The organism is Luteimonas endophytica, assembly GCF_029887875.1.
In the GTDB taxonomy this organism is placed as follows: Bacteria; Pseudomonadota; Gammaproteobacteria; order Xanthomonadales; family Xanthomonadaceae; genus Luteimonas; species Luteimonas endophytica.
Window position 1 is genome coordinate 130,373 of sequence record NZ_JARXRM010000035.1, and the last position, 25,483, is coordinate 155,855.

Here is a 25,483-nt window from a genome sequence, read left to right on the forward strand (position 1 = left end):
GCGGCGCGGCCCCGGGCAACGCCGATCGCGGGCCGCCGATCAACCGCGCGCCGGCAGCACCCGGGGATTGCGCAGCACCGCCGCCGACACCAGCGACACCAGGACTCCGACCGGGAAGATCTCCGCGAACGTCATCGGCAGCCGGTACAGCGGATTGCGATACATCCGCTCGAACCTGCCGGCCTGCTCCACCGCCTGCGCCAGCGCTTCCCCGGTGGCCCCGCCGGCACGCGCCCGCTCCACCATCATCCGTCCGAACAGGGCGGCGAAGTCCTTGTCGATCAGGGCCATCGCCAGTTCCCAGGCGGCGACGTAGAACAGGCCGGCCACTAGGCTGATGGCCAGCCCCAGCCCGAACGCCGGCCAGAACCGGATCACCCCGCCGCCGGCGCAGTCGCGATGGCGCTTGATGCCGACGAACACCGCCGAAAGCGCCACCAGCATCGCCGCGTAGCCCAGCGCCATGCCGTAGCTGGGAGGGGGTTGGCCGCCATAGGCGAGGCTGACGGCGAGCAGTGCGGAGCCGGCGACCAGGCCGGCGGCGACGCCGTACTTCAGGAAGGTGGGCCACATGGCGGTTGCCTCGCACGATGAAGGGACGCCGATTGGGCGACCGGCCGGCACCGGCCGCAATCGCCAAAACGGGTGATTTGGCCCGTTTTCGCCATTCCGGGTGGGCTCAGGGCACCAGGCCCAGCTCCCGTGCCCGCCGCAGGGCCTCGGTGCGGCGCCGCGCCCCCAGCTTGCCGAACAGCCGCGCGACGTGGGTCTTCACCGTGTTCGGCGACACGTGCAGGCGCGCCGCGATTTCCTTGTTGGAGTGACCGGCCGCGATCTCGGCCAGCACCGTCATTTCGCGCGGGCTGATGCCGAGCGCGGCCCGGGCCCGGGGGTTGCCGTCGAACTCCGGGCCCGGTGCGGCCCGGCGCCCCAGCAGCCGCGCGCCCAGCCACAGCCCGAGCGCCAGGAAGCCCGCGGCGAGCAGCAAGTCGTACACCTCCCCGGCGTGGCTGCGCGCCAGCCGCTGGTAGTCCAGCCCCTGCAGCGCGAGCGTGCCCAGGGCCAGCAGCGCACCGTAGAGGAGTGCGTGTTTCCACATGGCGCCCAGCATGCCTGCAAGCGGGCGCGGCGCAAACCGGCCCGCCGGTCCGGCCCGAGCGCCGCGCGATCCCTGTCGCCGGCTGCCGGCCCGGCCGGCCGCGGGCGCTCAGTCCGGGCGTGGGCGCGGGAGCGGGGCTTCGGCCGCGGAGCGGCTGGGCACGAGCGCGGTGACCTCGCCGTGCTCGTGCCGGACCCGGAACGGACCGGCACGCGGCAGCGCCGCGGCGGGCGCCCTTCCGACAGCGCCTCGAGCAGCGGCATCGGGTCGACCCCGAATTCCACCTCGCGCACGTCCCTGCCGAGGGTCGAGCGGATCACCGCGCTCTCGAACCCGGCCACCTCTTCCAGGTAGGGAATGGCCTGGTGGCGCGCGCGCGCGATCGAGGAACGCCAGCGCCTCGGTGCTGGCGAACTGCTGCGGCGGATGAGCCGCGGCATAGCCGGCGAACACCGTCTCGAACGCGTCGCCGCCGTGCGCCAGCAGGACCCGGGTGGTGAGCCGCGCGGCGCTGGCGACCTGGCCGGTGCGGGCGTTGAGCGCCAGTTCGCGCAGGATCCAGATTCCCGGGTCGTCGCCGAGCGTCGCAGGCGCTCGATCTGCCGCCGCACCTGATCCAGGCCGACCCGCGAGAGGTACGCCGGCAGCATCTCGAAGACGATCGCGCGCAGGGCGGGGAGGGCGGGAACGACCTCCGCGGCGAGAGCCATCACCTGGTCCGCGACCGGCCTGCAGTGCGCATCCAGCCAGTAGCCGCGGTGGAGGCTGCCGCCGGCGAGATGGATCTCCCAGACCCGCTCGAGCGGCAACCGGGCGAGCGCCTCGCGCACCGGCTGCCGGCCGTTGCGCTCGTTGACCCACAGGTTGTGCAGGTCGAGCAGCAGGCCGCAGTCGGCACGGCGCGCGACTTCGGCGATGAACTCGCCGTCGGCGAGCTCGCCGGGGCGCGGGCGCAGGTAGTTGACGTTGTTCTCGACCGCGACCGGTACGCCCAGTCCGTCCGCCATCGCGCGGAGGTTGGCGGCGGCCTGCGCGGCGCTCTTCGGGGTCTGCACCGGCGGCAGCAGGGAGCCCGCGTCGACCCGGCCTTGTGGTGCCGGCACCGCGTTGAAGCTGAGGTGCTCGCCCGCCCGGGGCGCCCGCAGCGTGGAGACCACCTCGCGCATCAGGCCCATGCGCCGGGAATCGGGCGCGAGCGTGCCGCCCACCGGCGAGGCCACGCCATGCACCAGCTTGCGTTGCGGCAGTGCGGCCAGCTGGTCCAGTACCCCGCTGTCCATCCGCATCGGCTGCCGCGGGTCCCCGGTCTCGAACCAGAAGAATTCGGGCTCGATCTCGATCCTGCTTGGAAACGTGGTCCGGACGGTACGCCGGACAGGGAGGCCGCGGGTGCCCGTCTCCGATACAGTGGGCGCCCCTCCCGTAGCGCCACGGACACCGCATGACGACTCCCCCTTCCGCCTATCCGATCGGCACGCCCGGCCTCCCGTGGGGCGCTGCCGAGGTGGCCAGCTGGCTGTCGCGGCAGACCCGCAAGCGCGGCTACGGGGAGGTGCTGGCGGCGATCGAGCGCCTGCGCACGGACTTCGACGTGGAGGAGTACGGGCAGCTGGACTACCAGGGCGAGCGCTACCCGCTGGTCGCGCTCAGGAGCCGCGGCTGGCGCGACGACCTGCCTGTCGGCCTGGTGACCGGCGGCGTGCACGGCTACGAGACCAGCGGCGTGCTCGGCGCGCTGCAGTTCGTGGAGCGGCACGGATCGGACTATGCAGGCCGGCTCAACCTGCTGGTCGCGCCGTGCGTGAGTCCGTGGGCTTACGAACGGATCCAGCGCTGGAACATGCATGCGGTCGATCCCAACCGCTCGTTTCGCGCCGACAGCCCGGCACAGGAATCGGCGGCATTGATGGGACTGGTCGCCCCGCTCCGCGAGCGGGTGCTGGTGCATGTCGATCTGCACGAGACCACCGACAGCGACGAATCCGAATTCCGCCCGGCACTGGCGGCGCGCGACGGCAAGCCGTACGAACCGGACGAGGTCCCCGACGGCTTCTATCTGGTCGGCGACAGCGCGGACCCGCAGCCGGCCTTCCAGCAGGCGGTGATCGAGGCGGTCGCCAGGGTCACCCACATCGCCGCGGCCGATGCCGACGGCCGGATCATCCGGTCGCCGATGGCGGCGCCGGGGGTGATCAACTATCCGGTCGCCGAGCTGGGGCTCTGCGCGGGCGTGACCCGGGCCCGCTACAGGACCACCACCGAGGTCTACCCCGACAGCCCGCGCACGACCGCGGAGCAGTGCAACGCCGCGCAGGTCGCGGCGGTCCGCGCGGCGCTCGACTTCGCGCTCCAGCGCGGTGGGGGCCGCTAGAAAAACCCCCTGCGGCGAGCCCCTGGAGTCCGCGGGCCGTGGCGTGCCCGGAACCATCGCGGGCGGATGCTCGCAAGCCCGAGTTCGCAAGGCTGTGACACGCCTGCATCTAGTCTGGAGGTTTCAGCAACGATAGAAAGGGCCAGCTCAAGGACCGCCTCGACGGCTTGATCTGGCTCCGCGCCATCGTCATGAACATCTTCTCGCCGGGCTACATCCGTGGGGAATCGATGCCGGGCGACCAGTCGTGGGTCGCCCGCGGCTTGCGCTACCCGGTCGACGACCGAGGCCGGGGCGGGGCGTGGGGGCGCATCGAGGCGCTTGGCGCGCCCTGGCCCCTGTTGAGGGCCTGCGTCGTCGGCTCGGCGATTCTGCTTGGCGGTTGCGCGGTCGCGCCGCGCGAAGCGCCGGAGCCCGGTTCCATCGTTGCCGAGCCGCGACAGCGGTTCGTCGCTGCCGGGCCCGGCGCGGCGGCGCCCGTCGTCGACGCGTGGTGGACGCGCTTCGACGACCCGCTGCTCACCGAGTACGTCGACCGCGCGGGGTTCCATCACCCCTCGGTTCTTCAGGCGGTTGCGCGGGTGGAGCAGGCGCGGGCGCAGGCGCGGATCGCCCGCGCCGACCTCTACCCGCAGGTCGACGGGCGCTTCAGCGCATCGCGCCAGCGCCAGAATCTCGCCGGCCTCGGCGTCGGAGCGTTGTTGCCGACGTCTCCCGGCCAAGGCGGCGGCGACACGGGGCAGGCCGCGGACCAGGCCACCGGCTTCACGACCGGCAGCTTCTCGCTCGACGCGAGCGTCAGCTGGGAACTGGATCTGTGGGGCAGGATCGGCGCGCAGAACGCGGCTGCGCGCGCCGACTTCCTCGCCAGCGCCGAGAATCTCAGGGCCGTGCGGCAGTCGATCGCGGCACAGGTGGCCCGATCCTATTTCGCCTTGATCGAAGCGCGCCGGCAGGTCGCCGTTTCCGAAGAGCGCGTCGGCGCCCTCGCGGAGATCGCGCGTCAGGTCGGCGATCGCGCCGATGTCGGCGTCGCGCCACCGGGCGACAAGGCCCTGGCGTTCGCCAATCTCGACCAGGCCCGCGCGGGGCTGGCGCAGCGGCGCGAAGCGTCCGAGCGAGCCGCGCGCGCCTTCGACACGCTGATCCGCGCCTGGCCGGATGGGGCCGTCGTCGCGGGCGAGGTCCTGCCCGAGGCGCCGCCGCCGCCGCCGGCGGGGCTTCCGGCCGGGCTGCTGGCGCGGCGGCCGGACGTCCGCGCAGCGCGGCTCGCCCTGGCGGCCGCCGGCTATCGCGAAGCGGCGGCCGAGCGCGCGCTGTTGCCGGGGATCAGCCTCACGGGCTCAGCCGGGACCAGCAGCAGCGAGCTTTCCAGCCTGCTCGACGGAGACTCCTTCGTGTGGAGCATTGCCGGCGCGATTCTCCAGCCGATCTTCCAGGGCGGGCGGCTGCGCGCGCAGGTCGAGGCGGCAGAGGGCCGGAAGGCGGAAGCCATCGCCGCCTACGCCGAGGTCGCACTGCAGGCCCTGTCGGAAGTCGAGACGGCGCTGGCGGTGGACGAGGTGCTGGCACAGCGGCAGCTGGCCCTGAGCAGCGCGGCGGAAGCCGCCGAGCGATCGGTGGCGATCTCGTTCAATCGGTATCGCGCCGGCCTCGAGCCGTTCATCACGGTCCTGCAGAGCGAGCAGACCGCGCTCGACGCGAGAAGCGCGTACGTCGCGGCCAGTCGCGCTCGCCTGGACAACCGGGTCGATCTGCACCTGGCGCTCGGCGGCGGTTTCGATGATCCGGCGATCCCGCCGCCACCGGTGGAGCAACCTCGATGAGGTTGCCCGCATGGGCCGTTCTCGCGCTGTTGCTTGCCGGCTGCGGCGATGCCGGGAAGGAGAATGCCTCCGGCACCGACGTTGCACCGGTCAGCGTACGGGTCGTGCAGGTGCAGGAGGCGCCAGTGCAGTCGTGGGTCTACGCGCAGGGCACCGCCCGGGCCGCGCGGCGCGAATTCCTCACTTTCCAGAACAGCGGGCGCGTCGCCCATGTGGCGCCCGGCCTGGAGATCGGCCGTCCGGTCCGGCGCGGGCAGCTCGTCGCCCATCTGCAACCGGATCGATCCGACGCCGAGCTGACCCGCGCCCGGGTCGAGCTGGCCAACGCGCGCGCGCAGGTCGCCGTGGGCGAAGCGGCCCAGGCCGAAGCGGCGGCGAGCCTGGAGCTGGCGCGCCAGACCTTCGCGCGCTTCGCCACCCTCCTCGATCTGGATTCTGCTTCGCAACAGGAATACGACGAGGCCGAGGCGCGGCTGGGCCAGGCCAGGGCCGCCTACGCGCGCGCGCAGGCCCAGCTTGCCGGGCATCGTGCGCAGGTGGACGCGGCTCGGGCGCAGGTCGACGTGGCGCGGGTGACGGTCTCCGAGTCGCGCATCGTCGCGCCGATCACGGGCGTGATCGCGCGGCTCAACATCGAGGAAGGCCGCTATTTCACCCCGCAACTGGTGCGAACGCAGAGCGAGCAGGCCGCACTCGACACCGTCCCCGTCGTCATCGTCGACCCCTCCAGCTACGAGATCTCCGTCGACCTGCCTTCCTACACCAGCCGCGAGCTGGAGGTCGGTGCCGAGGCGCTGATACGACCGAGCGCAGCGCCCGTGCCGGCCTCGCGAAAACCGCCGACGCAGGCGACCGGGGCCGGCAATGCTCCGCCCATCCCGATCGAGGAGTTTCGGATCTTCGGCCAGGTCCATGCAGTGAGCCCGGCGCTCGATCCCGAAACCCGTACCTACCGGGCGATGATCCGTACCACCCGGGGAGCCAGCCTGCTCCAGGATGGCGAGTTCGTTTCATCGTGGATCCGCGGCGCCCGCTCGGAAGACGGGCCGGCGGTTCCGTTCGAAGCCATCGGCTTCAGCGCCGGCGAACCGTATGTCTTCGTGGTCGATCGGGAGGCGGGCCGGGCCCGGCGGCGCCAGGTCGAGCTGGGCCTTGCGGGCAACGAGGTTCGCGAGGTGCTCTCTGGCGTTCGCACTGGCGAGTACGTGGTCACCGAGGGCAGGAGCGCGCTGGAGGATGGAGATCCGGTGCGCGTGATCGGGCGCGACCGGCCGGGTCGGAGCGATGGTGAGCAGGATGGCTGAGGCGCCGCCAGGGCCGGACAGCGAGGGCCCCAGGGAGAGCGAGGAGGTGCGCGTCGCGGGTCGCCTGCAGCGCTTCTTTCTCCTCAAGACCACCTTCGGCATCCTCCTGGCCCTGCTGCTGAGCGTAGGCGGATTCACGGCCTACACCCAGCTGGTCAAGGAGGCGTTGCCGGACCTCGAGATCCCGCAGGCGACCATCACCACCCAGTGGCCAGGTTCCGACCCGGAAACGATCGAGGAGCAGGTCACCACCGAGATCGAGGACGAGCTCACCACCCTCTCCGGGGTGAACTCGGTGAACAGCGCCTCGTTCGACAGCTACTCGATCATCATGGTCGAGTTCGAGGCCGATGCGGACGCCTCGGACGCGATGCAGCGCCTGCGCGCTGCCGTCAGCACCGCCGAGGCCGAGTTGCCCGCCGATGCGAACGCCCCCGAGATCGAGCAGATATCGGTGGACGATCGCCCGGTCATCACCATCGCCCTGTCCGGCGGCGCGGGCACGGCGGCGCTGAGCGGGCTGGGCAAGGAGGTGCAGGAGCGGCTGGAGCGGATCCAGGGAGTCAGCGAGGCCGAACTGGGCGGCGATCGCGAGGAGATCGTCCAGATCCTGCTGCAGCCCGAGCGGCTGCTGGCACTGGGCCTCTCGCCCCTCGAGGTGCGCGACGCGATCGGTTCGGCCAATCTCGAGCAGCCGTTCGGTGAGATCGAGAGCGCGCAGATCGGCGCCATCGTTCGGCTGGAGGGCCAGTTCCGCAGCGTCGAGGACCTGCGATCCCTTCCCGTTCGCCGCGCCGGCGGGGATCGCGCGGGACCGCCGGTCAGGCTGGAGGAAGTGGCGGTCGTCCAGCGTACGCGCGAGGCCGAGGAATCCACTACCGCCTACAGCAACCGCGGCGAGCCGTACCGACCGTCGATCGAGATCTCCGTGCGCAAGACCCCGGGAGCGGACACGCTCGAGATGATCGATGCCGTGCTCGAAGAACTACGGGCGATGCAGGAAGGCGAGGCCTGGGAAGCGGGCGTGCGCTACGACGTCATCCAGGACGACGCCGAGACGATTCGCGATTCGCTCGGCGACGTCTTCGTCAATGGGCTGCAGGCCATGGCGGCGGTCTTCGTGATCCTGTTCCTCGTGCTCACCTGGCGGGAGGGCCTGATCGCGGGACTCGCGATCCCGGTAACCTTCGCCGGCGCGTTGATCGTGGTGCTGCTGCTCGGCTACTCGCTCAACGAGCTGGTCATCATCGGGATGGTGCTGGCCCTGGGTCTCATGGTCGACGTCTTCATTCTGATGATGGAGGGCATGCACGACGAGATCTACGTGCAGAACAAGAGCTACGGGCAGGCGGCGCTCGCCACCGTGGACAACTACGCGATGCCGGCCTTCGCCGGCCAACTGACGACGATCCTGGCGATGGCGCCGCTGATGGCGATCGGCGGCGTGGCGGGCAAGTTCATTCGCGTCCTTCCGATCACCGCGATCACCTGCCTCGTCATCGCCTTCATCGTCGCTCTGCTCGCCGCGGTGCCGCTGTCGCGCTATCTGCTGGGCCCGGTCGCGCGAAAGCGCGGCGGGAACAGGAAGCGGCGCGCCGACCGGATCACCGAAAGCGCCTCGAAGTGGCTGAAAAGCTTCATCTGCGCCAGGGTGGTGGACAGCCGCAAGCATGCCTGGACCTGGGTCGGCGGCGCCGCGGCGGGATGCGTCCTCTCGCTGGTCGCCTTTTCGCAGATCCCGAGCGTGCTGTTTCCAAAGACCGATGGCGAAAGACTGGGTATCAATATCGAACTGCCTCCGGCGACCCAGCTGGACCGCACGCAGGAGGTCGCCGACGCGGTGGGGGAAATCCTGCGCGAGAAGGCCTATTTCGACAGCGTCATCAAGATCGCGGGCCGAAAGAGCCCTTTCATCCTGGTCTCGCCCGAGGCGCGGCTACAGCCGACGGAGGGCAGGAACTTCATAGGTTTTTCCGCCACCTTCGTCGATCGCGGCGAGCGTGATGCGCAAAGCTACGAGCTGGCGGACGGCCTGCGCGATGAACTTCAGCAGTACCTCTCGGCCCATGTCGCCGGCGCTTCGCTTCTGGTGGTGCCGGAGACGAACCAGCAGAGCACGGGAGAGCCGATCGAAGTCGCCTTGTCCGGTCCCGACATGCGCGTTCTGCAGCGGCTTTCCCAGAACGTGCAGGGCCTGCTCGAGCGCACCGAAGGCGTGGCCGACGTGCGCGACAATCTCGGCGATCTGAGCGCCGAGATCGCTCTGCGTCCGGATCGGGAAGGCCTCAGTTTCTACGGCATTTCGCAGCAGGAGCTGGCGGCGCAGGCGCGCTTCGCCCTGGGTATCCAGACGATCGGGACCTTCGCGGTCCCGGGGCCGACGGACGATCTCGACATCCGCATGGGCACCAACTGGCCGAGTCGTCAGGGGGATGCGGGCGGGCCCCGCCGCATCGACGAGCTCGACATGGTGCGCGCGTTCACCCCGCATGGACAGAGCGTGCCGATGCTCGCGTTGCTCGATCCGGTGCAGGGCGAGGCCATTCTCTCCATTTCGCACGAGGACGGCCGGCGTGCGTTGACCGTGCTCGCCGGCAACCAGGGGCGGCCGGTCACCGAGATCGTGGAGGAGATCCGGCCCGAGCTGGAGAAAATGCGGGACGACTGGCCATCGGGGTACGACTTCGATATCGGCGGGGAGGCCGAGGAAACGGCCGAAACGTTCGGCTCGGCGGGAATCGCGCTGGTGATCGCGTTGATCATGGTCTTCGGTGTCCTGGTCATCGTGTTCGACAGTTTTCCGCAGGCCTTCATCCTGCTCGTCACGATGCCGCTGGCGCTGATCGGCTCGTTCTTCGGGTTCTTCCTGTTCGGGATGGAGTTTTCCTTCTTCGCCATGGTCGGCGTGATCTCGCTGATCGGGATCGTCGCCAACGACGGCATCGTGATGGTCGACACGATGAACCGCCGCCTGGCCGAGGGAGTCGACAAGGCGCGCGCCGCGGCGCGCGGCGCCGCCGAACGGCTGCGGCCCATCCTCACGACCTCGGCGACCACGATCGCCGGACTGGTGCCGCTTGCGATCGGCAATCCCATGTTCCGGCCGCTGTGCTTCATGATCATCTTCGGCTTGGTCTCCGCGACGATCATGCAGCTGTTCGTCGTTCCCGCGCTCTATTTCCTGCTCACCCGCAAAGCGGGAGGCGGACGCGAAGCGCTCGACTGACCCGGCGCGTGGGAGGCCGGGGATCCGCCGCTGCCAGCGCCAGGCACAGCGCCTCCGTCTGCCGGTCCACCGGAAAGCGGCGCGCGATGTGCGGCGCGCGCGGTTCGCCCAGAGGTGTCCGGGCGCCGGCTGAGGGCGGGGCGGGATAGGTTCCTGCCGCGCGAGAATGCGGTCCGGAGCGTTGCCCCGGCCCCGCTGCCGGGAGCGCTCGCTGCTCTGGCCGCGGTCGCCGCCCCCGGTCGTCGTGCCTGCGGGCGGGCGGCATTGACCCTTTGGAATCGTCGGACTAAAGTCAGATAAATGGACGAAGACCAGATCCGCCGGGTCCGCAGCTTCAACCGCGCCGTGACGCGGCGGATCGGCGTGCTGAGCGACAGCTACCTCGGCGGTGGGCGCCCCCTGGCCGAGGCGCGGCTGTTGTTCGAGATCGGCCGGGCCGGCGCCGAGGTGCGCGAGCTGCGCACGCGGCTGTCGCTGGACTCGGCCTACCTGAGCCGGCTGCTGCGCTCGCTGGAGGCGCAGGGGCTGGTGGAGTCGAGCACGTCGTCCCGGGACCGCCGCGTGCGGCGCGCCACGCTGACCCGGAAGGGCCTGCGCGAAGTCGACGGCCTGGAGCGCCGCTCGCAGGCGTTCGCCGCGTCGATGCTGGCGCCGCTGGGCCGCGCGCAGCGCGAGCGGCTGGTGGCGGCGATGTCCGAACTGGAGCGGCTGCTGCGCGCGTCCGCGGTGGAGATCGCACCCGCCGACCCGGCCGGCGCCGACGCACGGACCTGCCTGGAGGCGTACTACCGGGAACTGGACGAACGCTTCGAGCGCGGGTTCGCGCCCGATCGCGGCACGCCACCGGCACCGGCCGAGCTGGTCCCGCCCCGGGGATTGTTCCTGGTGGCGCGCCTGGATGGCGTACCGATCGGTTGTGGCGGCCTGCGGACCCTCGAGCGCGGGACCGGGGAGATCAAGCGCATGTGGGTGGCGCCTGCGGCGCGCGGGCTGGGCGTGGCCCAGCGCATCCTCGAGGCGCTGGAAGCGCACGCCGCGGCCACCGGTCTGGGCACCCTGAGGCTGGACACCAACCAGGCGCTGCGCGAGGCGCAGGGGATGTACCTGCGCAACGGCTACCGCGAGATCCCCCGCTACAACGACAACCCCCATGCGCACCATTGGTTCGAGAAGCGCGGGCTGCGCCGCCGCACGCCGGCTTGACCTCGACCACGCTTGAGGTCGCAAGCTGGGGGCAACGCCAATCCGGAGGTCGAGCGATGCCGTCCAAGCTGCAGTTCCGCGATGCCTACCTGCAACGCCTGGGCCACGCGCAACCGCCGCCGCCCACGCTCGACACCCTGCGCGAGCTGCAGCAGCGGCACACCGCTGAGTTTCCGTTCGAGACGCTTTCGACCCTGCTCGGCGAGCCGGTGCCGCTGGACCTGCCCGCGCTGGAGCGCAAGCTGCTGCACGACCGGCGCGGCGGCTACTGCTACGAGCTCAACGGCCTGTTCATGGCGCTGCTGCGCGAACTGGGCTACGAGGTCCGCGCCCTGGCCGGACGGGTGGTGATGGACGGCGGCGCCGACGCCGCGCGCACCCACCTGCTGCTGCTGGTGACGGTGGACGGCGTGCGCCACCTCGCCGACGTGGGATTCGGCGGCCTGGTCCCCACCGCGCCGCTGCTGCTCGACGATAGGGGCGAGCAGGCCACGCCGCACGAGTCCTACCGGCTCGACCACGACGATGGCGAATATGCGCTGCATGCCCGGGTCATGGGCGAGTGGCGCCCGCTGTACCGTTTCGACCTGCAGCCGCAGAGCGCCGTCGACTGCGAGGTCGGCAACTGGTACGTTTCGACCCACCCGGCCTCGCCGTTCCTCGGTCACCTGCGCGCGGCCCGCACCGGCCCCGGCATCCGCAAGGTCCTGCTGAACGGCCGCTACAGCCTCCACCGCATCGGCGAGCGAAGCGAGCGGCGCGAGCTGCCGGATGCCGATGCGGTCCTCGAGGTGCTGGGCCGCGAATTCGACCTGCACCCGCCGCAGGACCCGGGCCTGCGCGAGGCGATCGCGCGGCGGATCGAGCAGGACCGGCTGGCCGAGGGTGCCGCGCAGCGGCCGCACGCAGCTACGGTGCGCGCCTGAGCGGCGGCAGCCGGCGGCGCAACACCTTGCCGACCAGCGACATCGCCTGCATCACCTTCGCGGTCTTCTGATCGGCCGGGAAGAAGGATTCGATCGCCAGCTCCGACAGGGTCACCTCGACGGGAGTGCCGAATACCGTGGTGGTGCTGAGGAAGGCCAGTTCCCCGGCCTCGCTGCGCAGGCGCAGGGGCACCGCGATGGCGGCCGGATCAGGGGTGTCGTCGTGTTCCGGGGCGGGATAGGCGAGCAGTTCCCGCAGCAGTTCCCCGAGCACCTCGTCGCCGCTGGTCTCCACCTGCCCGCGCAGGCGGTGGACGAGGTGGGCGCGCCACTGGCCCAGGTTGACGATGCGCGGTGCCACGCCCTCGGGATGGAGGCTCAGGCGCAGTACGTTGATCGGCGGCTCGAGCAGCGCCGGAGCGACGCCGCGGAGGAACGGCACCAGCGCGCGGTTGGCCGCCTGCAGCTGCCAGTGGCGATCGACGGCGAGCGCCGGGTACGGTTCGTGCCCGCGCAGCAGCAGGTCGATGGTGCGCCGTGCGGCCTCCAGCCCCGATTCTTCGAGCGCACGCTCGCCATAGACCGCCGCGTAGCCGGCCGCGGTGAACATCCGGTTGCGCTCGCGCAGCGGCACGTCCAGACGATCGGTCAGGCGCAACAGCATGGCGCGGCTGGGGAGCGAGCGCCCGGTTTCCATGAAGCTCAGGTGACGCGACGAGATGCCGGCCAGGCCGGCGAGGTCTTCCTGCGAGAGCATCCGCCGGCGGCGCCACTGGCGCAGCTGCTCTCCGACCGGGCGTTGCGAAGGAACGGGCGTGGACATGGCCCGGAACGATAGCCGATCGCCGGGCGTACGGGTCATTACCCGGCAGGTAATGGCGCACCGGACCGGAGCGGAGCAGCATCGGGCCAGTCCAAACAGAGGAGTCCAGCCATGTCGCTGCAGCGCGTCTTCGCCAATCCGAAGTTCCTGTCCCGGGTCCTGCTCGTGGACGGCCTCGCCACCGGCGCCACCGCCTTGCTGCTGCTTTTCGCGGCCGACCTGTTGGCGCCGCTCCTGCAATTGCCCGCCGGCCTGTTGCGCACCGCCGGCCTGATCTGCGTGCCGTTCGTACTCTGGGTCCTGGCGCTGTCCCGTCGCCCGGCCCCGCCGCACCGCGCCATGGCCATCGTGGTGGCGATCAACGTGGCCTGGGTGGCCGGCAGCGCATGGGTCGCCTTCGGCGGTACCTGGCAGCCCAGCGCTCTGGGCATCGCCTTCGTCTGCGCGCAGGCGCTGGCGGTGCTGGCCTTCGCCGAGCTGGGCTGGTTCGGCCTGCGCGCCTCGCGTCCGGCGCCGCCGGTGGCGGCCGCGGCGCGGTAGCCGGATCCCCCACTTTCGTCATGGGCCAGGGAGCGGAGGATGTGGCCACAATCGATGGCGGGGAACTCCCCCCGCCATCGGAGCTCCGCAATGCCGACCACCCGCCGCGACCTGTTCAAGCTCGGCGCGCTCGCCGCCGCCGCCGCTTTTCCCGCCAGCGCCGCCCCGGCCGCGACCCGGAAGGTGGAGCGGGCGGCGCGCCCACTGCGCATCCTGATCCTCGGCGGCACCGGCTTCACCGGTCCGTTCCAGGTGGAGTACGCGCTGGCGCGGGGCCACCGAATCACCCTGTTCAACCGCGGATCGCGGCCCTCGCCGGACTGGCCGGGCGAGGTGGAGCAACTGCACGGCGACCGCAACAAGGGCGAGCTCGGCGCGCTGGAAGGGCGCGAGTGGGACGTGTGCATCGACAATCCGACCAGCCTGCCGTTCTGGGTGCGCGACGCCGCGGACGTGCTGCACGGCAAGGTCGGACAGTATCTCTTCATCTCGACGATCTCGGTGTACGCCGACGGCTCGCGTCCGGGCATCGCCGAGGACGCGCCGCTGGCGGCCTACACCGGCAGCGACCCCATGGCCGAGACCATGGAGCGCCTGCGCGCGGACATGAGCCTGTACGGTCCGTTGAAGGCGCTGAGCGAGGCCGAGGCGCGCCGCCGGTTCGGCGAACGCACCACCATCGTGCGGCCGGGCTACATCGTCGGGCCCCGCGACGAGACCGACCGCTTCAGCTACTGGCCGCGGCGCATCGCCGCCGGCGGCGAGGTGCTGGTCCCCGGAGACGGCAGCGATCCGGTGCAGATCATCGACGGGCGCGACCTGGCCGAGTGGATGATCCGCCTGGCCGAGAACGGCACCACCGGCACCTTCAACGCGGTCGGACCGGACTACCGGATGTCCACCGACGCGATGGTGCACGGGATCCACGCCGTCACCGGCGGTCCGGTGCGCTTTACCCACGTGCCCGCGGAATTCCTGGCGGCGCACCAGGTCGGCTTCGGCGGCGACCTGCCGGTGTGGTTCCCCGCGGAGCACGCATACGGCGGCTATGGACAGGTCGACAACGCGCGTGCGCTCGCCGCCGGCCTCACCTTCAGGCCGCTGGCGACCACGGTGGCCGATCTGCTCGGCTGGTTCGCCGGGCTGCCGGCCGAACGCCAGGCCGAGCAGCGCGCCGGCATGAGCCGCGAGCGCGAGGCCGAGCTGCTGCGGGCGTGGCACGGCCATCGGCAGGCCGGTTGAGCGTCGCGCGGGCCCCGGCGCTGACCCGGGATTTACGCCGCGGCGCCCACACTGCCCGCCACGCCGACGACCGGGCCAGCCATGCGCACGCCATCCCAGATCCCGCACGACCTCAGCCGCCACGACCTGCCGGACATCCTGGGCACCATCGACGAAGAAGTCCGCCGGCGCTTCGGCGAGGGCAGGGTGGCCGACTACATCCCGGCGCTGGCCAGCGTGCCGAAGGAGCGCTTCGGCATGGCGCTGGTGACCCTGGACGGCGAGGTCCACGCGGTCGGCGACGCGCGCGAGCCGTTCTCGATCCAGAGCATGTCCAAGGTGCACACGCTGACCATGGCGCTCGAGGCGGTGGGCGACCGGCTCTGGCGGCGCCTGGGCCGCGAGCCCTCCGGCGACCCGTTCAACTCCCTGATCCAGCTGGAGCACGAGAAGGGCATTCCACGCAATCCGTTCATCAACGCCGGGGCGATGGTGGTGGCCGACGTGATCCTCTCGCACTGCGACCGGCCCGAACATGCGCTGCTGGACTTCGTGCGCGCGCGGTCAGGCAATCCCCGGATCGGGCGCGACGAGGAGATCTGGGCCTCCGAGCGGCGCAGCGGCTATCGCAACGTGGCGCTGGCCAATTTCATCCGCAGCTTCGACAACATCGAGAACGACGTCGATGCGGTGCTCGACTTCTACTACCTGCAGTGCGCGCTGCGCATGGACTGTGTCGATCTGGCGCGAAGCGTTCGGTACCTGGCCGCCGACGGACGCTGCGAGTCTTCGGGCGAGCGGGTCACCAGCGAGGAACAGGCGACGCGCATCAACGCGATCATGCTGACCTGCGGTACCTACGACGCCGCCGGCGATTTCGCCTTCCACGTCGGGCTGCCGGCCAAGAGCGGGGTGGGCGGTGGCATCGTCGCGGTGGTGCCCAGCGTGATGAGCCTGTGCGTGTGGTCGCCGGCGCTCGACGAGAAGGGCAACTCGCTGCTGGGCGGCTACGCGCTGCACCGGTTCACCCGCATGACCGGGCTGTCGGTGTTCTGAGGCGCCGCCCGCACCTGCCGGCGCTGCGCGATCCCGCCAGCCCGGTGCGGGCGCCGGTTCCGGTCCCGGCCCCCTCCCTGCCCATGCCGGCCGGGTTCTGGCAGGCTACGCTCCGACCACCTCCCCGGGAGCAATCATGGAAACCCAGGAAATCCACCGCGGCCGCCTGATCGACCACCTGCAGCTGGTGGTGCGCGACCTGGCCGCCAGCCAGGCCTTCTACAGCGCGGTGCTGGAGGCGCTGGAGCTGCCGATGGGCGGGACCGGCGATGGCTACTTCTGGGCCGACGAACTGTTCGTCTCCAGCCTCGACAGCGAGGCCGCCGCAGGCGAGCCGACCGGCCGCCATCACCTGGCCTTCCAGGCGCGCGACCGGGCGATGGTCGACGCCTTCCACCGCGCCGCGCTCGCCAGCGGCGGCACCGACCATGGCGCGCCCGGCGAGCGCCCCTACCACCCTGGCTACTACGCCGCTTTCGTGCTCGACCCGGACGGCAACAACATCGAGGCGGTGTACCACGGCGAGGCCCAGCGCAGCGCCGCCTCGGTGAAGGTGACGTTCTAGCGCCGACCGCTTCCGCCTTCGACGCCGGGTGCCGAGGCGCGCTCGTTCGACCCGAGATGGCGGGAGACGGCGTCGCCGAGCAGGGCCACGCCGACGAGGGCGAAGATCCACAGCGCCGCTTCGCGGGCGCCGCGCTGCAGGCGCTGGCGCCAGCGCGCGAAGCGCTGGTCGGCGCGGCTGCCGAGCAGGGCATGCAGTGCGAGCAGCGCCAGCGGCGGGGCGACGAAGATGGCGTTGTAGGCGAACAGCAGCGGCAGCCATCGCTGCGGACCGAGCGCTTCGGCCAGCATCAGCGCGATCGCGGCGAAATAGGGCAGCGCCGTGGCCAGCTCGACCACCGTCACGGTCATGCCGAGCACCACGTAGCCGGCCAGGTGCGCGCGAGCCGGGGCGTGCGGCTCCTGCGCCCGGTGCGCGGTCTTGGGCGCGAAGATGCCGTAGGCCAGCAGGGCCGCGCCCAGCAGCGCCTGCGCGGCCAGCGCCACGGGATGGTCCAGGGCATCGCCGAGCGCGTCGCGCAGCGCGCCGAAGCCGAGCATCATCGCGATGCCGAGACCGAGGTACGCCACCAGGATCCCGGCCACGTAGGCGAGCAGGCGCGGGGCGGCCTGGGGACGCGACAACAGCCACAGCGCCACCAGCAGCGCGGACGGGTTGAGACTGTCGAGCAGCGCGAGCGCCAGCAGCGCGGGCAGCAGGGGGGCTTCCATTGGGGGCGGGCGGCGGGGAGAAGCGGTCGATGATGCCGCGTTTGCCGCAGCAGGCAAGCCGGCGCGACGACCCCGGGCTGCCGCCGAGGCTGCTGGCGGCGGCGTGCCGAGCGATGCGTGCGCCGCGCTGGGTTCAGGCCACCACCCGGTTGCGGCCGCCATCCTTGGCCCGGTACAGCGCACGATCGGCGGCGTTGAACCAGTCCCGCAGCGTCGAGGAGGCGCCGCAGCCGGCCACGCCGATGCTGACCGTGGGACGGACATCGGGATAGTCGTCGAGACGGATCGCCTCCACGGCGCTGCGCAGGCGTTCGGCCACCGCGATCGCCAGCGGCTCCGGCGTCGACGGCAGCAGGACGACCAGCTCGTCGCCGCCGATGCGGCCGGCACGGTCGCCGGAGCGAAGCAGGGCGCCGACGGTCGCGCCGATCGCCCGCAGCACTTCGTCGCCGGCGGCGTGGCCGTGGCGGTCGTTGACGCGCTTGAACTCGTCGATGTCGATCAGCAGCAGGCAGGCCGCAGCCCCGCCCGGGGCCTGCTCGCGCAGGAGCTCCGCGGCGTGACGTTCCCAGTCCGCGCGTCCCGACAGGCCGGTGAGCGAGTCGGTCCGGTGCAACCGGTCCAGTTCGCGGTTCTGCAGGCCCACCTTGCGGATCAGCCGGTAGCTGCCGAGGGCGACCGAGGTGGTGTGGATCAGCAGCACCGGCAGGCAGGCGAGAATCACCGGCATCGGCGTCTCCGGATCGAACGCCCCCCCGGTGACCAGCGTGGCCGCGGCCATCGCGAGCAGCATTCCCGGCAGCGAGCGCAGCCACAACCCGCGGATGCCGGTGCTGATCTTGTCGACCGTGGTCAGGGTGAGGAGCAGGGCGCCGGGCAGCAGGCTGAAGTGCATCAGCGGCACCCACGCCCCCGCCAGCGCCGAGTCGACCAGCAGGTTGCGGATCTCGGCGCGGTACGGGTCGGCGCTGCGGCGGGCGAGCAGCCAGGCCAGCTGTGGCCACAGCAGCGCGGTGAACGCCAGGAACAGCCAGCTGCCGGGCGGCGCGCCCTGCAGGTAGAGCACCGTCGCCATCGGCACCCCGCCCAGCGCCATGCCGCCGGTCCGGAACGGCCGGATGCGGCGGTGCAGGGAGGTGCGGCTGCCGGTCGCTTCGGGGTTCATGCGCGGCCCTCTCCGGGGCCCCGGGGCCAGGATGCCGCCGCTCCGGCGCCTTTCCCGGGCCGGTGGCGCGGCCTCGCGGCGGCGCGGCGCGGTGCGCCCGCTCCGCTGCGGAACCATGCCGGCGCGCCGGTGTCAGATCCGGAGCCCAGCGATCGATGAGGAGTGACCATTGCGAACGCCCGATGCCACGTCCGCCACTCCCATGCAAGTCGCACGCCATGAATGACTGGTTCGCCAGCCTGAAGTCCATCGTCGGCCGCCACGAACCGGGCGACGACCCTCACGCGCTTCCCCGCGCCGCGGCGGCGCTGCTGCTGGAACTGGCGGTGACCGACGAGGGCGGCGACGCGGCCGAGCTCGACATCGTCCACGAGGCGATGCGGCGGACCTTCGGGCTGGGCACGGCGGAACTGCAGGACCTGCTCGACCAGGCCCACCAGGCGCAGCGCGAATCGGTGTCGCTGTACGAGTTCACGCGCCAGCTGCGGACCGGTCTGGCACCGGAGCAGCGCGCCGAGCTGGTGGAATGGATGTGGCGCGTGGCCTACGCCGACGCGCGGCTTGAGAAGCACGAGGAACACCTGGTGCGGCGGGTGGCGGACCTGCTGGCGGTCCCGCACCCGGAGTTCGTCCGCCGCAAGCTGCTGGCGCGGGGCGATTGAAGGCGACCGGCCCGGCCCGGAACCCGGGGGCCGACGGGCCGTGCCGGTCATCCTGCCGGCAACGACCAGCTGGAGTGGCTGCCCAGCGCGCTTCGGTGCGCTTCCAGCCATTGACCGGCGCGCTCGCGGCCCAGCGCGCACAGGGCGCCGAGCATCGCCGGGCGCGTGTCCAGTTTCGCCTTGCCGCCGGCCTCGGCGAGCGATGCGCCCGGTTCCACCAGGTGCAGCCGCAGCGACTGCAGGCGCCGCCCGAGCGAGGTCAGCGCCAGCTTGCCGCGGATCAGCTGCTGGTTGGTGGCCAGGGCCTCCAGCTCGCGCAGGAAGGTGGTGGAGAAGGTGAGTTCCAGCGCGCGGTCGGCGATCTCGCGGGCGCTGGTCGGCAGCCGCGGGCTTTCCAGCGGCTGCACCAGCACGCAAAGCAGGTCGCGCGCGCGCGCCTCGTAGACCAGCGGCGCCAGCGCCGGGTTGCCGGCGTAGCCGCCGTCCCAGTGGGCGTCGCCGTCGATCTCCACCGCCCTGAACAGCTGCGGCAGGCAGGCCGAGGCCAGCACCGCCTCGCACGTCAGCCGTTCGCCGGTGAACAGCACCAGCGCGCCATCGCGCACCCGCGTGGCCGCGACGTGGAGGCGGAACGGTGGGGCGGCGCGGATGCGCTCGAAGTCGATCAGCTCGTCGAGCAGGTCCGCCAGCGGGTTCAGCCCGAGCGGGTTGAGCTGCGCGGGCGTCAGGTGGCGGGTGAACTCGGTGAGCCAGGCCACGCCGCCCGCGGCCGGCGGCAGCCCCCAGGAGGCCAGCGCGCCTTTCTCGCCGATGCGCTGCCAGGTCCGGGCCAGGTGGGTGCGCGCGCCCTCGCGGCCGTCCTGGATCCAGCCGTGCGCCATCGCCACGGCGTTGACCGCGCCGCTGCTGGTGGCGCTGACCGCCTCGATGCCGAAGGCGGGCTCCTCGAGCAGGCGGTCGAGCACGCCCCAGGTGAAGGCGCCGTGCGCACCGCCGCCCTGCAGCGCCAGCAGCAGGTCCAGCGGTTCCGATCGCTTCCATGGGCCGGGCATGCAGCGTCCCCGCGGCGGGCGTCAAGGCGGTATAGCATGCCTACATGGCGACCGGCGCTGCGCGGGACGCGCTGTGCGCGAACACCCTGAGGTCATCGGCGGCGCAGCATCGGCTGCCGGCGCGGCGTAAGCTGGCGGCCGGCCATTCCGGTGCTCGCCATGAACATGCGCCCTTCCGCAGGATTCCTTCCGCTGTTGCTGCTGGCCGCCTGCACCGGCGGAATGTCGCCGGATGCCGCGCCGGCCGGCGCCGCGCCGGACCCGCTGGCGCAGATCGGGCGCTGGGCCCTGCAGGGCGCGACCGATCCGGGCGGGCGGCCGATCGCGGCGGTGCTGCCCGGTGGCCGCGCCGTGCACGCGCTGGTCTTCGACGGCGAACGCGTCGCCGTCCAGGGCGGTTGCAACCACGTCGGCGGCCGCTACCGCATCGAGGCCGGCGGGCGGCTGCGGGTGCTGGACATGCAGAGCACCCTCATGGCGTGCTCGGACCAGGCGCTGATGGACGCCGATGCCGCGGTCGCCGGGCTGCTGGAGGGCGAGGCGACGTGGCGCATCGCCGAAAGCTACCCGGAGCAACTGCGCCTCGAGCACGCCGATGGGCGCAGCAGCCGCTGGGTGGCCGAGCGCCCGGCGCGATGACCGTCGGCGCGGCGCCGGCACGCCGATGCCGGCGCCGGCGGCCGGATCACTGCCGTTCCGCGATCCAGGCGTCGATCTCGCGCTCCAGCACCGTCAGCGGCACCACGCCGGTGAGCAGCACGCGGTTGTGGAACTCGCGCGGATCGAAGCGCTCGCCGAGCGCGTCGCGCGCCTTGTCGCGCAGCCGGATGATCTCCAGCTGGCCGACCTTGTACGAGGTGGCCTGGCCGGGCATCACCACGTAGCGGTCCACCTCGGAGGGCGGGATGCCGTAGTCGATGGCCTGCTGCCGGGTCCAGCGCATGGCGTGCAGGCCGGTATCGGCGACCAGCCGGCGGGCGCGGAACAGTTCCGCGTCGAGTTGACCGAGCAGCCCTTCCGGATCGCCGTCGTACCAGCCTTCCTCGGCGGCCAGGCGCTCGGCGTACAGCGCCCAGCCCTCGCTGAAGGCGGAGATGCCGCCGAACGCGCGGGTCTGGCGGAACTTCGGCAGGTCCTGGTTCTCCACCGACAGCGCGATCTGGAAATGGTGGCCGGGCACGGTCTCGTGGTACACCAGCGTGCGCAGGCCGAAGTTGGTCAGCCGGTCCTTGCGCAGCGGCATCTGATAGACCCCCGGGCGGGAGCCGTCCAGCGGCGGAGCGGTATAGCTGGCGGCGGCGCTGGCCCAGCGGTACTCGGGGTAGGGGCGCGCGATCACCGGCGTGCGCGGGCGGATGTCGAACAGGGTATCGGAGCGCTTTTCGGCGTCGGCGATCATGGTGTCGATGTCGGCCATGAGCCGCGCGCGGCCCTGGTCGGTCTCGGGATAGGCGAGGTCGGCCTTCAGGCGGCCGATACGTTCGCGCACGCTGCCTTCGGTGCGACCGATCGAGCGCAGTATCGTGTCCATCTCCGCCTCGATCCGCGCCACCTCGCGCAGGCCGAGCTGGTGGATCTGCCGCGCGGTGAGGTCGGTCGAGGTGAACTGGCGCAGCCGCTGCGCGTAGGCCGCGGCGCCGTCCTCGAAGCGCCACAGGCCGGCATCGTCGGTGGCGTCGGCCCGCTGCGACTCGAGGGTGGCGATGGCCTCCCGCCAGGCGGGGTAGACGCCGTCGGCGACGATACCGGTGGCCTCCTCCACCAGCGCCTGCCGCGCCGCCTCGTCCACCTGGTCGACGCTCTCCAGCCTTTCGGCGAAGGTCGTGACCAGCGGGTTACCGGCCGGCTCGGGCGAGACGAACTGGCGCATCTGCGCGATCGTCGCTTCGAGGATGAAGCGGGGCGGCAGGATTCCGCCGGCCGCCAGCTCGCGGGAGCGCTGCACCGCTTCGCCCATGCGCGCGTCGAACAGGCGCAGCCGCGCCAGGTAGTTTTCGGCGTCGCCGGCGCTGCGCACCGGGTGCACCACGGTCATCAGGTTCGGCAGGCCGACGTTGGCGCCGCCGAACTGGTTGAGCGGGTACTGGTAGCCGCTGTAGCGCTCGCCCTCGACGTGGTTGCGCAGCAGCCACTCCAGCAGCTCCGCCGAGACGCGCTCGTCGTCGCTCATCGCGGCGCGGTCGAACCTCGCCAGCCGCTCCAGGCCCTCGCGCGCCAGCGCCACCGTCTCCCCGCGGAACTGCGTGGTCAGCGGGGTGAGCTGGCGGTCCATGCGCTGCTGCAGTTCGCCGTCGAAATAGCGGCTGCCGGTGGCGGCGGAGGGTTGCCTCCGCATCCACTGGTCGGAGTAGGCCTCGAAGAAGGCATCGACCGATTCCGCATCCCGCGCGCCTTCCGCGGCAGGCGCGGCCCGGGCAGCCTCCAACGCAGGCGCGGACGCGCAGGCGGAGAGCAGGGCCGTCATCAAGGCCAGTACCATCGCCAGCGCGGGCGGCGACGGGGGGGGAATCGTGATGCTTTGCCACGGCGGTCGCTCCGGCGGTCGGTCCGCGTCGATTCTACGCAGCCGCCGCGGCGATGGTCGATTACCGGGGCGGGGCTGCGGACGATCGCCTCACACCGACGCCAACCGCTCCCTGGCCGCCTCGCTCAAACCGATGAATTCGCATCCGAACTGATGGACCTGTCTGCCGCGCTGCCGCAAGCGCCGCACGTGGCGGACCCGCATCGCGACCAGCAGCGGCTCCGGGCCGGCGACCTCGATCTCGCAGCCGGGTAGCAGGTCTCCGCAGGCGAACGGCAGCTCGGTTTCGGAAGTGACCAGGGCCAGCCCGCCGCCGCAGATGTCGCGGATGGTGACGCGCAGCGCGGTCTCGCCGCCGGACGGTGCCCGGGCGTGGATCACGCAGGCCAGCGGCCCGCCGCTGGGCTCGCGGCGCGGCTCCAGGCGCCGCTGTACGTGCAGCAGCCGCGCGGGTAGCGGGACGCCGAGCGCCGCGGTGCCGGCATGGCGGCCGACGGTCATCTTCGCGGTGCCGAACCGCAGCAGCGCACCGGCGAGGGATGCCTGCAACGACAGGTGTCCGGCACGCAGCAGGCGCTGCAGCGGGCGGCGCTCGCGTGGCGCGCCGAGCCAGAGGGTGTCGCCATCGAGAGCCAGGGCCGGGAGCGCCAACCCGGAGATCCCGCCGTCGACGGTCGCCATCAGGCTGCCGCCGCCGGCGACGAGCCGCTGCAGAAGTCCGCGGATCGCGCGAGGGTCGCGCAGCAGGCATTTGTCGCCCGAACCGATGCCCGGCGGCTGCGGCGCGGTGCTGGAATCGGGGTCCTCCATGATCCCGATTACGGCCGCGGCCGGCACAACTGTAGCGGCCCGGCATGGCCGGTGAGCCGCGCGGGCGCCGCCGGCCCGAATGGCTCGATGCTACATTGCCGCAATGCACTCACCCACCCCAGGCCGCCGCGGCGTCGTTGTCCTGGCCGCGACCGCGCTCGCACTGGTGCTTTCCGGCGCCACCGCGGCGCGCGCGGAGGCGCGGCGGATCGCCCTCAGTTTCGACGACGCACCGACCGCGGATGGCGCGCTTTTCTCCGGTAGTCAGCGCACCGCGGCGCTGATCCGGGTCCTCGCCGACGCGGGCGTGGAGCAGGCGGGATTCTTCGTCACCACGCGCAACCTGGCCGGGCCCGCGCAGGCCCGTCGCCTGCGCGCCTATGCCGGCGCCGGCCACGCGCTGGCCAACCATTCGCACGGGCACCGGTGGTTGTCTCGCACCCCGGCGGTGGACTACCTGGCGGACATCGACCACGCGGCGCGGGCGCTGGCGCCGTTCGACGGCGTGCGCCCATGGTTCCGCTTTCCCTTTCTCGACGAAGGCGCCGACGCCGCGGAGCGCGACCGCATCCGCGCCGGATTGGCCGAGCGCGGGCTGCGCAACGGCTACGTCACCGTCGACAACTACGATTGGTACCTCGCCGCCAAGGTGGACGAGGCGGTCGGCGCGGGCAGGGAGGTCGACTTCGAAGCGCTGCGGGACACCTACGTGGACATGCTGGTCGGCTGCGTCGAGTTCTACGACGCCATCGCGCGGCGCACGCTGGGCCGCTCGCCCGCGCACGTGCTGCTGCTGCACGAGAACGATCTGGCCGCACTGTACGCGGGCGACCTGGTCCGCGCGCTGCGCCACGCCGGCTGGCGCGTGATCCGCATCGACGAGGCATACGCCGATCCGATCGCGGAGGCGCAGCCGCAGACGCTGTTCAACGGCCAGGGCAGGGTGGCCGCGCTGGCTCATGCCGACGGGGCGGCGGCCCGCGGGCTCATCCACGTCTCGGAGGACGAGGCATGGATCGATGCGGAGGTGGAACGGGCGCAGATCTTCGGCGTGCGGCCGGACGGCCGGTGACGGGCTCGGGAACCGTGGACGGTGGCCGGACCGCAGGGCGCGGGACCGTCGTTGGTGGCTGAAGCGCCCGCGCCCACCGCTGGCGAAAGCCGGCTGGTTCTGCTGGACGCGCTGCGGGGTTTCGCACTGTTCGGCGTGCTGCTGGTCAACCTCAAGAGTTTGTCGCTCTACGGTCTGCTGCCGAAGGCGCAGCGGCACGCGCTGCCGAGCGCCGCGTTCGACCGCGCAGCCGACCTGGCGACCTCGGTGCTGGTGGACGGCACCGCGATCACCCTGTTCTCGATCCTGTTCGGGGTCGGGTTCGCCATGCAGATGCAGCGCGGTGACGGTCGGCCCGGCCGCGTGCAGCGCTACGTGCGCCGGCTGCTGGTGCTGCTGGCGATCGGCCTGGCCCACGCCTGGCTGCTCTGGTGGGGCGACATCCTTCGCTACTACGCGATCCTGGGCTTGGCGCTGCTGCCGTTCGCGCGCGTCTCCCCGCGGCTGCTCGCAGTGGCCGGGGTCGTGACGGTGGTGGCGCTACCGCTGGCCCTGCAGCCGGTGGTGCCGCAGCTGTTGCCGCCGCAGATCGGTTCCGCCGAGTCCGCGGCGCGATCGCTGGCCGCGTTCGGGAGCGAACGCTGGAGCGACATGTTCGCGGGCAACTTCGCCCGCGACCTGCGCATGCGCTTCGCGGTCTGGATCCTGCCGGCCTATGTCTTCGGCCGGCTGCTCCTGGGCGTGGCCCTGGGAAGCAGCGGCGTGTTGTGGGATCCGGCCAACCACCTGCGCTTCTGGAAGCGCTGCTGCCTGGTGACGCTGACGATCGCGGCCGCGACCGGGGTCCTGCTGTTCCTGCACGAGCACCGGGAGCCGGCGACGGCCCTGCCATGGCTGCAGAGCGCGCCCGGCAGGCTGGTCTTGCGCATGCTGCGCAACCTCGCGCCGCTGAATCTCGCCGTGTTCTATCTGTCGGGGTTCGTGCTGCTGTTCCAGCAGCCGGCATGGCGGACCCGGCTCGCCTGGCTCGCGCCGGTCGGGCGCATGGCGCTCAGCAACTACCTGGCGCAGACGGTGGCCGCCATCGCGCTGTTCTACGGCGTTGGCCTGGGGATCGGCCCCCGCTTCGGCATGGTCGGCGTCTGTGCTGCCGCGCTGGCGCTTTTCCTGCTGCAGGCGGCGGCCAGCGCGTGGTGGCTGCGGCGGTATCGTTTCGGGCCGCTGGAGTGGCTGTGGCGCTCGCTCACCTACGGTCGGCGCCAGCCGATGCGGCGCGATCGGCCCCGCCCCGCGGAGCATCGCGCTGGACCCGATGGCGCCACGGCATGAGGGGACGTGTTCCCGGGACA

General features: G+C 72.0%; 23 protein-coding genes and 1 pseudogene. 15 read left to right on the top strand and 9 right to left on the bottom strand.

Annotated elements, in window-relative coordinates; translation table 11 throughout:
* Positions 1 to 39 precede the first annotated feature (39 nt).
* Together QFW77_RS11805 and QFW77_RS11810 are read right to left on the bottom strand one after the other, a co-directional pair.
* Complete coding sequence (locus tag QFW77_RS11805) at positions 40 to 573, bottom strand: DUF4199 domain-containing protein (RefSeq protein WP_280574916.1); 534 nt, start codon at positions 571 to 573, stop codon at positions 40 to 42.
* 106 nt (positions 574 to 679) lie between these two features.
* Positions 680 to 1,099 (bottom strand): response regulator transcription factor, encoded by a 420-nt coding sequence (locus QFW77_RS11810; RefSeq protein WP_280574917.1) that lies wholly within the window; start codon positions 1,097 to 1,099, stop codon positions 680 to 682.
* Between the two features lie 357 nt (positions 1,100 to 1,456).
* Here QFW77_RS11810 and QFW77_RS11815 point away from each other — a divergent pair, with 357 nt between their 5' ends.
* Positions 1,457 to 1,714 (top strand): hypothetical protein, encoded by a 258-nt coding sequence (locus tag QFW77_RS11815; RefSeq protein ID WP_280574918.1) that lies wholly within the window; start codon positions 1,457 to 1,459, stop codon positions 1,712 to 1,714.
* 113 nt (positions 1,715 to 1,827) lie between these two features.
* On the opposite strand, the pseudogene QFW77_RS19135 reads toward QFW77_RS11815, so the two are convergent.
* Positions 1,828 to 2,385, bottom strand: a pseudogene (locus tag QFW77_RS19135) (multinuclear nonheme iron-dependent oxidase); the annotation flags it as partial.
* Positions 2,386 to 2,540: 155 nt separating this feature from the next.
* On the opposite strand from QFW77_RS19135, the gene QFW77_RS11825 reads away from it, so the two are divergent.
* From QFW77_RS11825 to QFW77_RS11850, 6 genes are all read left to right on the top strand, one after another.
* The gene (locus tag QFW77_RS11825) at positions 2,541 to 3,470 is read left to right on the top strand and encodes a M14 family metallopeptidase (protein ID WP_280574920.1); all 930 of its coding nucleotides are present in this window, start codon (positions 2,541 to 2,543) and stop codon (positions 3,468 to 3,470) included.
* Positions 3,471 to 3,637: 167 nt separating this feature from the next.
* Positions 3,638 to 5,296, top strand: coding sequence for an efflux transporter outer membrane subunit (locus QFW77_RS11830; RefSeq protein ID WP_280574921.1), 1,659 nt, complete (start codon positions 3,638 to 3,640; stop codon positions 5,294 to 5,296).
* Positions 5,293 to 6,600 carry an efflux RND transporter periplasmic adaptor subunit gene (locus tag QFW77_RS11835; RefSeq protein ID WP_280574922.1) on the top strand — a complete coding sequence of 436 codons (1,308 nt, stop codon included), beginning with the start codon at positions 5,293 to 5,295 and terminating at the stop codon, positions 6,598 to 6,600. The genes QFW77_RS11830 and QFW77_RS11835 overlap by 4 nt, the downstream gene beginning before the upstream one ends.
* Positions 6,593 to 9,826 (top strand): efflux RND transporter permease subunit, encoded by a 3,234-nt coding sequence (locus QFW77_RS11840; protein ID WP_280574923.1) that lies wholly within the window; start codon positions 6,593 to 6,595, stop codon positions 9,824 to 9,826. The genes QFW77_RS11835 and QFW77_RS11840 overlap by 8 nt, the downstream gene beginning before the upstream one ends.
* 300 nt (positions 9,827 to 10,126) lie before the next feature.
* Positions 10,127 to 11,029 (top strand): bifunctional helix-turn-helix transcriptional regulator/GNAT family N-acetyltransferase, encoded by a 903-nt coding sequence (locus QFW77_RS11845; RefSeq protein WP_280574924.1) that lies wholly within the window; start codon positions 10,127 to 10,129, stop codon positions 11,027 to 11,029.
* A 56-nt stretch (positions 11,030 to 11,085) separates the two neighbouring features.
* Positions 11,086 to 11,955: an arylamine N-acetyltransferase family protein gene (locus QFW77_RS11850; RefSeq protein ID WP_280574925.1), complete on the top strand. Its 870-nt coding sequence runs from the start codon at positions 11,086 to 11,088 to the stop codon at positions 11,953 to 11,955.
* Here QFW77_RS11850 and QFW77_RS11855 read toward each other — a convergent pair.
* Complete coding sequence (locus tag QFW77_RS11855) at positions 11,939 to 12,778, bottom strand: helix-turn-helix domain-containing protein (RefSeq protein WP_280574926.1); 840 nt, start codon at positions 12,776 to 12,778, stop codon at positions 11,939 to 11,941. The genes QFW77_RS11850 and QFW77_RS11855 overlap by 17 nt on opposite strands.
* A gap of 111 nt (positions 12,779 to 12,889) precedes the next feature.
* Here QFW77_RS11855 and QFW77_RS11860 point away from each other — a divergent pair, with 111 nt between their 5' ends.
* The 4 genes from QFW77_RS11860 (at position 12,890) to QFW77_RS11875 (ending at position 16,160) form a co-directional block, all read left to right on the top strand.
* Positions 12,890 to 13,318 carry a hypothetical protein gene (locus QFW77_RS11860; protein WP_280574927.1) on the top strand — a complete coding sequence of 143 codons (429 nt, stop codon included), beginning with the start codon at positions 12,890 to 12,892 and terminating at the stop codon, positions 13,316 to 13,318.
* 90 nt (positions 13,319 to 13,408) lie between these two features.
* Positions 13,409 to 14,560 (top strand): NAD-dependent epimerase/dehydratase family protein, encoded by a 1,152-nt coding sequence (locus QFW77_RS11865; RefSeq protein ID WP_280574928.1) that lies wholly within the window; start codon positions 13,409 to 13,411, stop codon positions 14,558 to 14,560.
* A gap of 81 nt (positions 14,561 to 14,641) precedes the next feature.
* Positions 14,642 to 15,595, top strand: coding sequence for a glutaminase (locus tag QFW77_RS11870; RefSeq protein ID WP_280574929.1), 954 nt, complete (start codon positions 14,642 to 14,644; stop codon positions 15,593 to 15,595).
* 136 nt (positions 15,596 to 15,731) lie between these two features.
* Positions 15,732 to 16,160 (top strand): VOC family protein, encoded by a 429-nt coding sequence (locus QFW77_RS11875; RefSeq protein WP_280574931.1) that lies wholly within the window; start codon positions 15,732 to 15,734, stop codon positions 16,158 to 16,160.
* On the opposite strand, the gene QFW77_RS11880 is transcribed toward QFW77_RS11875, so the two are convergent.
* Together QFW77_RS11880 and QFW77_RS11885 are read right to left on the bottom strand one after the other, a co-directional pair.
* The gene (locus tag QFW77_RS11880) at positions 16,157 to 16,870 is read right to left on the bottom strand and encodes a GAP family protein (RefSeq protein WP_280574932.1); all 714 of its coding nucleotides are present in this window, start codon (positions 16,868 to 16,870) and stop codon (positions 16,157 to 16,159) included. The two genes, QFW77_RS11875 and QFW77_RS11880, sit on opposite strands and share 4 nt — an antisense overlap.
* Positions 16,871 to 17,003: 133 nt before the next feature.
* Complete coding sequence (locus tag QFW77_RS11885; RefSeq protein WP_280574933.1) at positions 17,004 to 18,035, bottom strand: diguanylate cyclase; 1,032 nt, start codon at positions 18,033 to 18,035, stop codon at positions 17,004 to 17,006.
* Between the two features lie 218 nt (positions 18,036 to 18,253).
* Between QFW77_RS11885 and QFW77_RS11890 the strand changes: the two genes are divergently transcribed.
* Positions 18,254 to 18,697: a tellurite resistance TerB family protein gene (locus tag QFW77_RS11890; protein WP_280574934.1), complete on the top strand. Its 444-nt coding sequence runs from the start codon at positions 18,254 to 18,256 to the stop codon at positions 18,695 to 18,697.
* 47 nt (positions 18,698 to 18,744) lie between these two features.
* On the opposite strand, the gene QFW77_RS11895 is transcribed toward QFW77_RS11890, so the two are convergent.
* Entirely contained in the window at positions 18,745 to 19,749 is a 1,005-nt protein-coding gene (locus tag QFW77_RS11895; protein ID WP_280574935.1) for a patatin-like phospholipase family protein, read from the bottom strand.
* Between the two features lie 159 nt (positions 19,750 to 19,908).
* Here QFW77_RS11895 and QFW77_RS11900 point away from each other — a divergent pair, with 159 nt between their 5' ends.
* Positions 19,909 to 20,388 (top strand): META domain-containing protein, encoded by a 480-nt coding sequence (locus QFW77_RS11900; RefSeq protein ID WP_280574936.1) that lies wholly within the window; start codon positions 19,909 to 19,911, stop codon positions 20,386 to 20,388.
* A 46-nt stretch (positions 20,389 to 20,434) separates the two neighbouring features.
* On the opposite strand, the gene QFW77_RS11905 is transcribed toward QFW77_RS11900, so the two are convergent.
* Positions 20,435 to 22,213, bottom strand: a complete 1,779-nt coding sequence (locus QFW77_RS11905) for a DUF885 domain-containing protein (RefSeq protein WP_280574937.1) — start codon at positions 22,211 to 22,213, stop codon at positions 20,435 to 20,437.
* A 150-nt stretch (positions 22,214 to 22,363) separates the two neighbouring features.
* A complete protein-coding gene (locus QFW77_RS11910; protein WP_280574938.1) occupies positions 22,364 to 23,083 on the bottom strand; it encodes a flagellar brake protein in 720 nt (239 codons plus the stop codon).
* Positions 23,084 to 23,186: 103 nt separating this feature from the next.
* On the opposite strand from QFW77_RS11910, the gene QFW77_RS11915 reads away from it, so the two are divergent.
* Complete coding sequence (locus tag QFW77_RS11915) at positions 23,187 to 24,155, top strand: polysaccharide deacetylase family protein (protein ID WP_280574939.1); 969 nt, start codon at positions 23,187 to 23,189, stop codon at positions 24,153 to 24,155.
* A 54-nt stretch (positions 24,156 to 24,209) separates the two neighbouring features.
* A complete protein-coding gene (locus QFW77_RS11920) occupies positions 24,210 to 25,463 on the top strand; it encodes a DUF418 domain-containing protein (protein WP_280574940.1) in 1,254 nt (417 codons plus the stop codon).
* Positions 25,464 to 25,483: the final 20 nt, after the last annotated feature.

What these genes read in the sequence shown, in the direction of transcription:
- QFW77_RS11805 (WP_280574916.1), bottom strand. Translation starts at nt 573, where the DNA reads ATGTGGCCCACCTTCCTGAAGTACGGCGTCGCCGCCGGCCTGGTCGCC.
- QFW77_RS11810 (WP_280574917.1), bottom strand. Translation starts at nt 1,099, where the DNA reads ATGTGGAAACACGCACTCCTCTACGGTGCGCTGCTGGCCCTGGGCACG.
- QFW77_RS11815 (WP_280574918.1), top strand. Translation starts at nt 1,457, where the DNA reads ATGGCCTGGTGGCGCGCGCGCGCGATCGAGGAACGCCAGCGCCTCGGT.
- QFW77_RS11825 (WP_280574920.1), top strand. Translation starts at nt 2,541, where the DNA reads ATGACGACTCCCCCTTCCGCCTATCCGATCGGCACGCCCGGCCTCCCG.
- QFW77_RS11835 (WP_280574922.1), top strand. Translation starts at nt 5,293, where the DNA reads ATGAGGTTGCCCGCATGGGCCGTTCTCGCGCTGTTGCTTGCCGGCTGC.
- QFW77_RS11840 (WP_280574923.1), top strand. Translation starts at nt 6,593, where the DNA reads ATGGCTGAGGCGCCGCCAGGGCCGGACAGCGAGGGCCCCAGGGAGAGC.
- QFW77_RS11845 (WP_280574924.1), top strand. Translation starts at nt 10,127, where the DNA reads ATGGACGAAGACCAGATCCGCCGGGTCCGCAGCTTCAACCGCGCCGTG.
- QFW77_RS11850 (WP_280574925.1), top strand. Translation starts at nt 11,086, where the DNA reads ATGCCGTCCAAGCTGCAGTTCCGCGATGCCTACCTGCAACGCCTGGGC.
- QFW77_RS11855 (WP_280574926.1), bottom strand. Translation starts at nt 12,778, where the DNA reads ATGTCCACGCCCGTTCCTTCGCAACGCCCGGTCGGAGAGCAGCTGCGC.
- QFW77_RS11860 (WP_280574927.1), top strand. Translation starts at nt 12,890, where the DNA reads ATGTCGCTGCAGCGCGTCTTCGCCAATCCGAAGTTCCTGTCCCGGGTC.
- QFW77_RS11865 (WP_280574928.1), top strand. Translation starts at nt 13,409, where the DNA reads ATGCCGACCACCCGCCGCGACCTGTTCAAGCTCGGCGCGCTCGCCGCC.
- QFW77_RS11870 (WP_280574929.1), top strand. Translation starts at nt 14,642, where the DNA reads ATGCGCACGCCATCCCAGATCCCGCACGACCTCAGCCGCCACGACCTG.
- QFW77_RS11875 (WP_280574931.1), top strand. Translation starts at nt 15,732, where the DNA reads ATGGAAACCCAGGAAATCCACCGCGGCCGCCTGATCGACCACCTGCAG.
- QFW77_RS11880 (WP_280574932.1), bottom strand. Translation starts at nt 16,870, where the DNA reads ATGGAAGCCCCCCTGCTGCCCGCGCTGCTGGCGCTCGCGCTGCTCGAC.
- QFW77_RS11885 (WP_280574933.1), bottom strand. Translation starts at nt 18,035, where the DNA reads ATGAACCCCGAAGCGACCGGCAGCCGCACCTCCCTGCACCGCCGCATC.
- QFW77_RS11890 (WP_280574934.1), top strand. Translation starts at nt 18,254, where the DNA reads ATGAATGACTGGTTCGCCAGCCTGAAGTCCATCGTCGGCCGCCACGAA.
- QFW77_RS11895 (WP_280574935.1), bottom strand. Translation starts at nt 19,749, where the DNA reads ATGCCCGGCCCATGGAAGCGATCGGAACCGCTGGACCTGCTGCTGGCG.
- QFW77_RS11900 (WP_280574936.1), top strand. Translation starts at nt 19,909, where the DNA reads ATGAACATGCGCCCTTCCGCAGGATTCCTTCCGCTGTTGCTGCTGGCC.
- QFW77_RS11905 (WP_280574937.1), bottom strand. Translation starts at nt 22,213, where the DNA reads ATGACGGCCCTGCTCTCCGCCTGCGCGTCCGCGCCTGCGTTGGAGGCT.
- QFW77_RS11910 (WP_280574938.1), bottom strand. Translation starts at nt 23,083, where the DNA reads ATGGAGGACCCCGATTCCAGCACCGCGCCGCAGCCGCCGGGCATCGGT.
- QFW77_RS11915 (WP_280574939.1), top strand. Translation starts at nt 23,187, where the DNA reads ATGCACTCACCCACCCCAGGCCGCCGCGGCGTCGTTGTCCTGGCCGCG.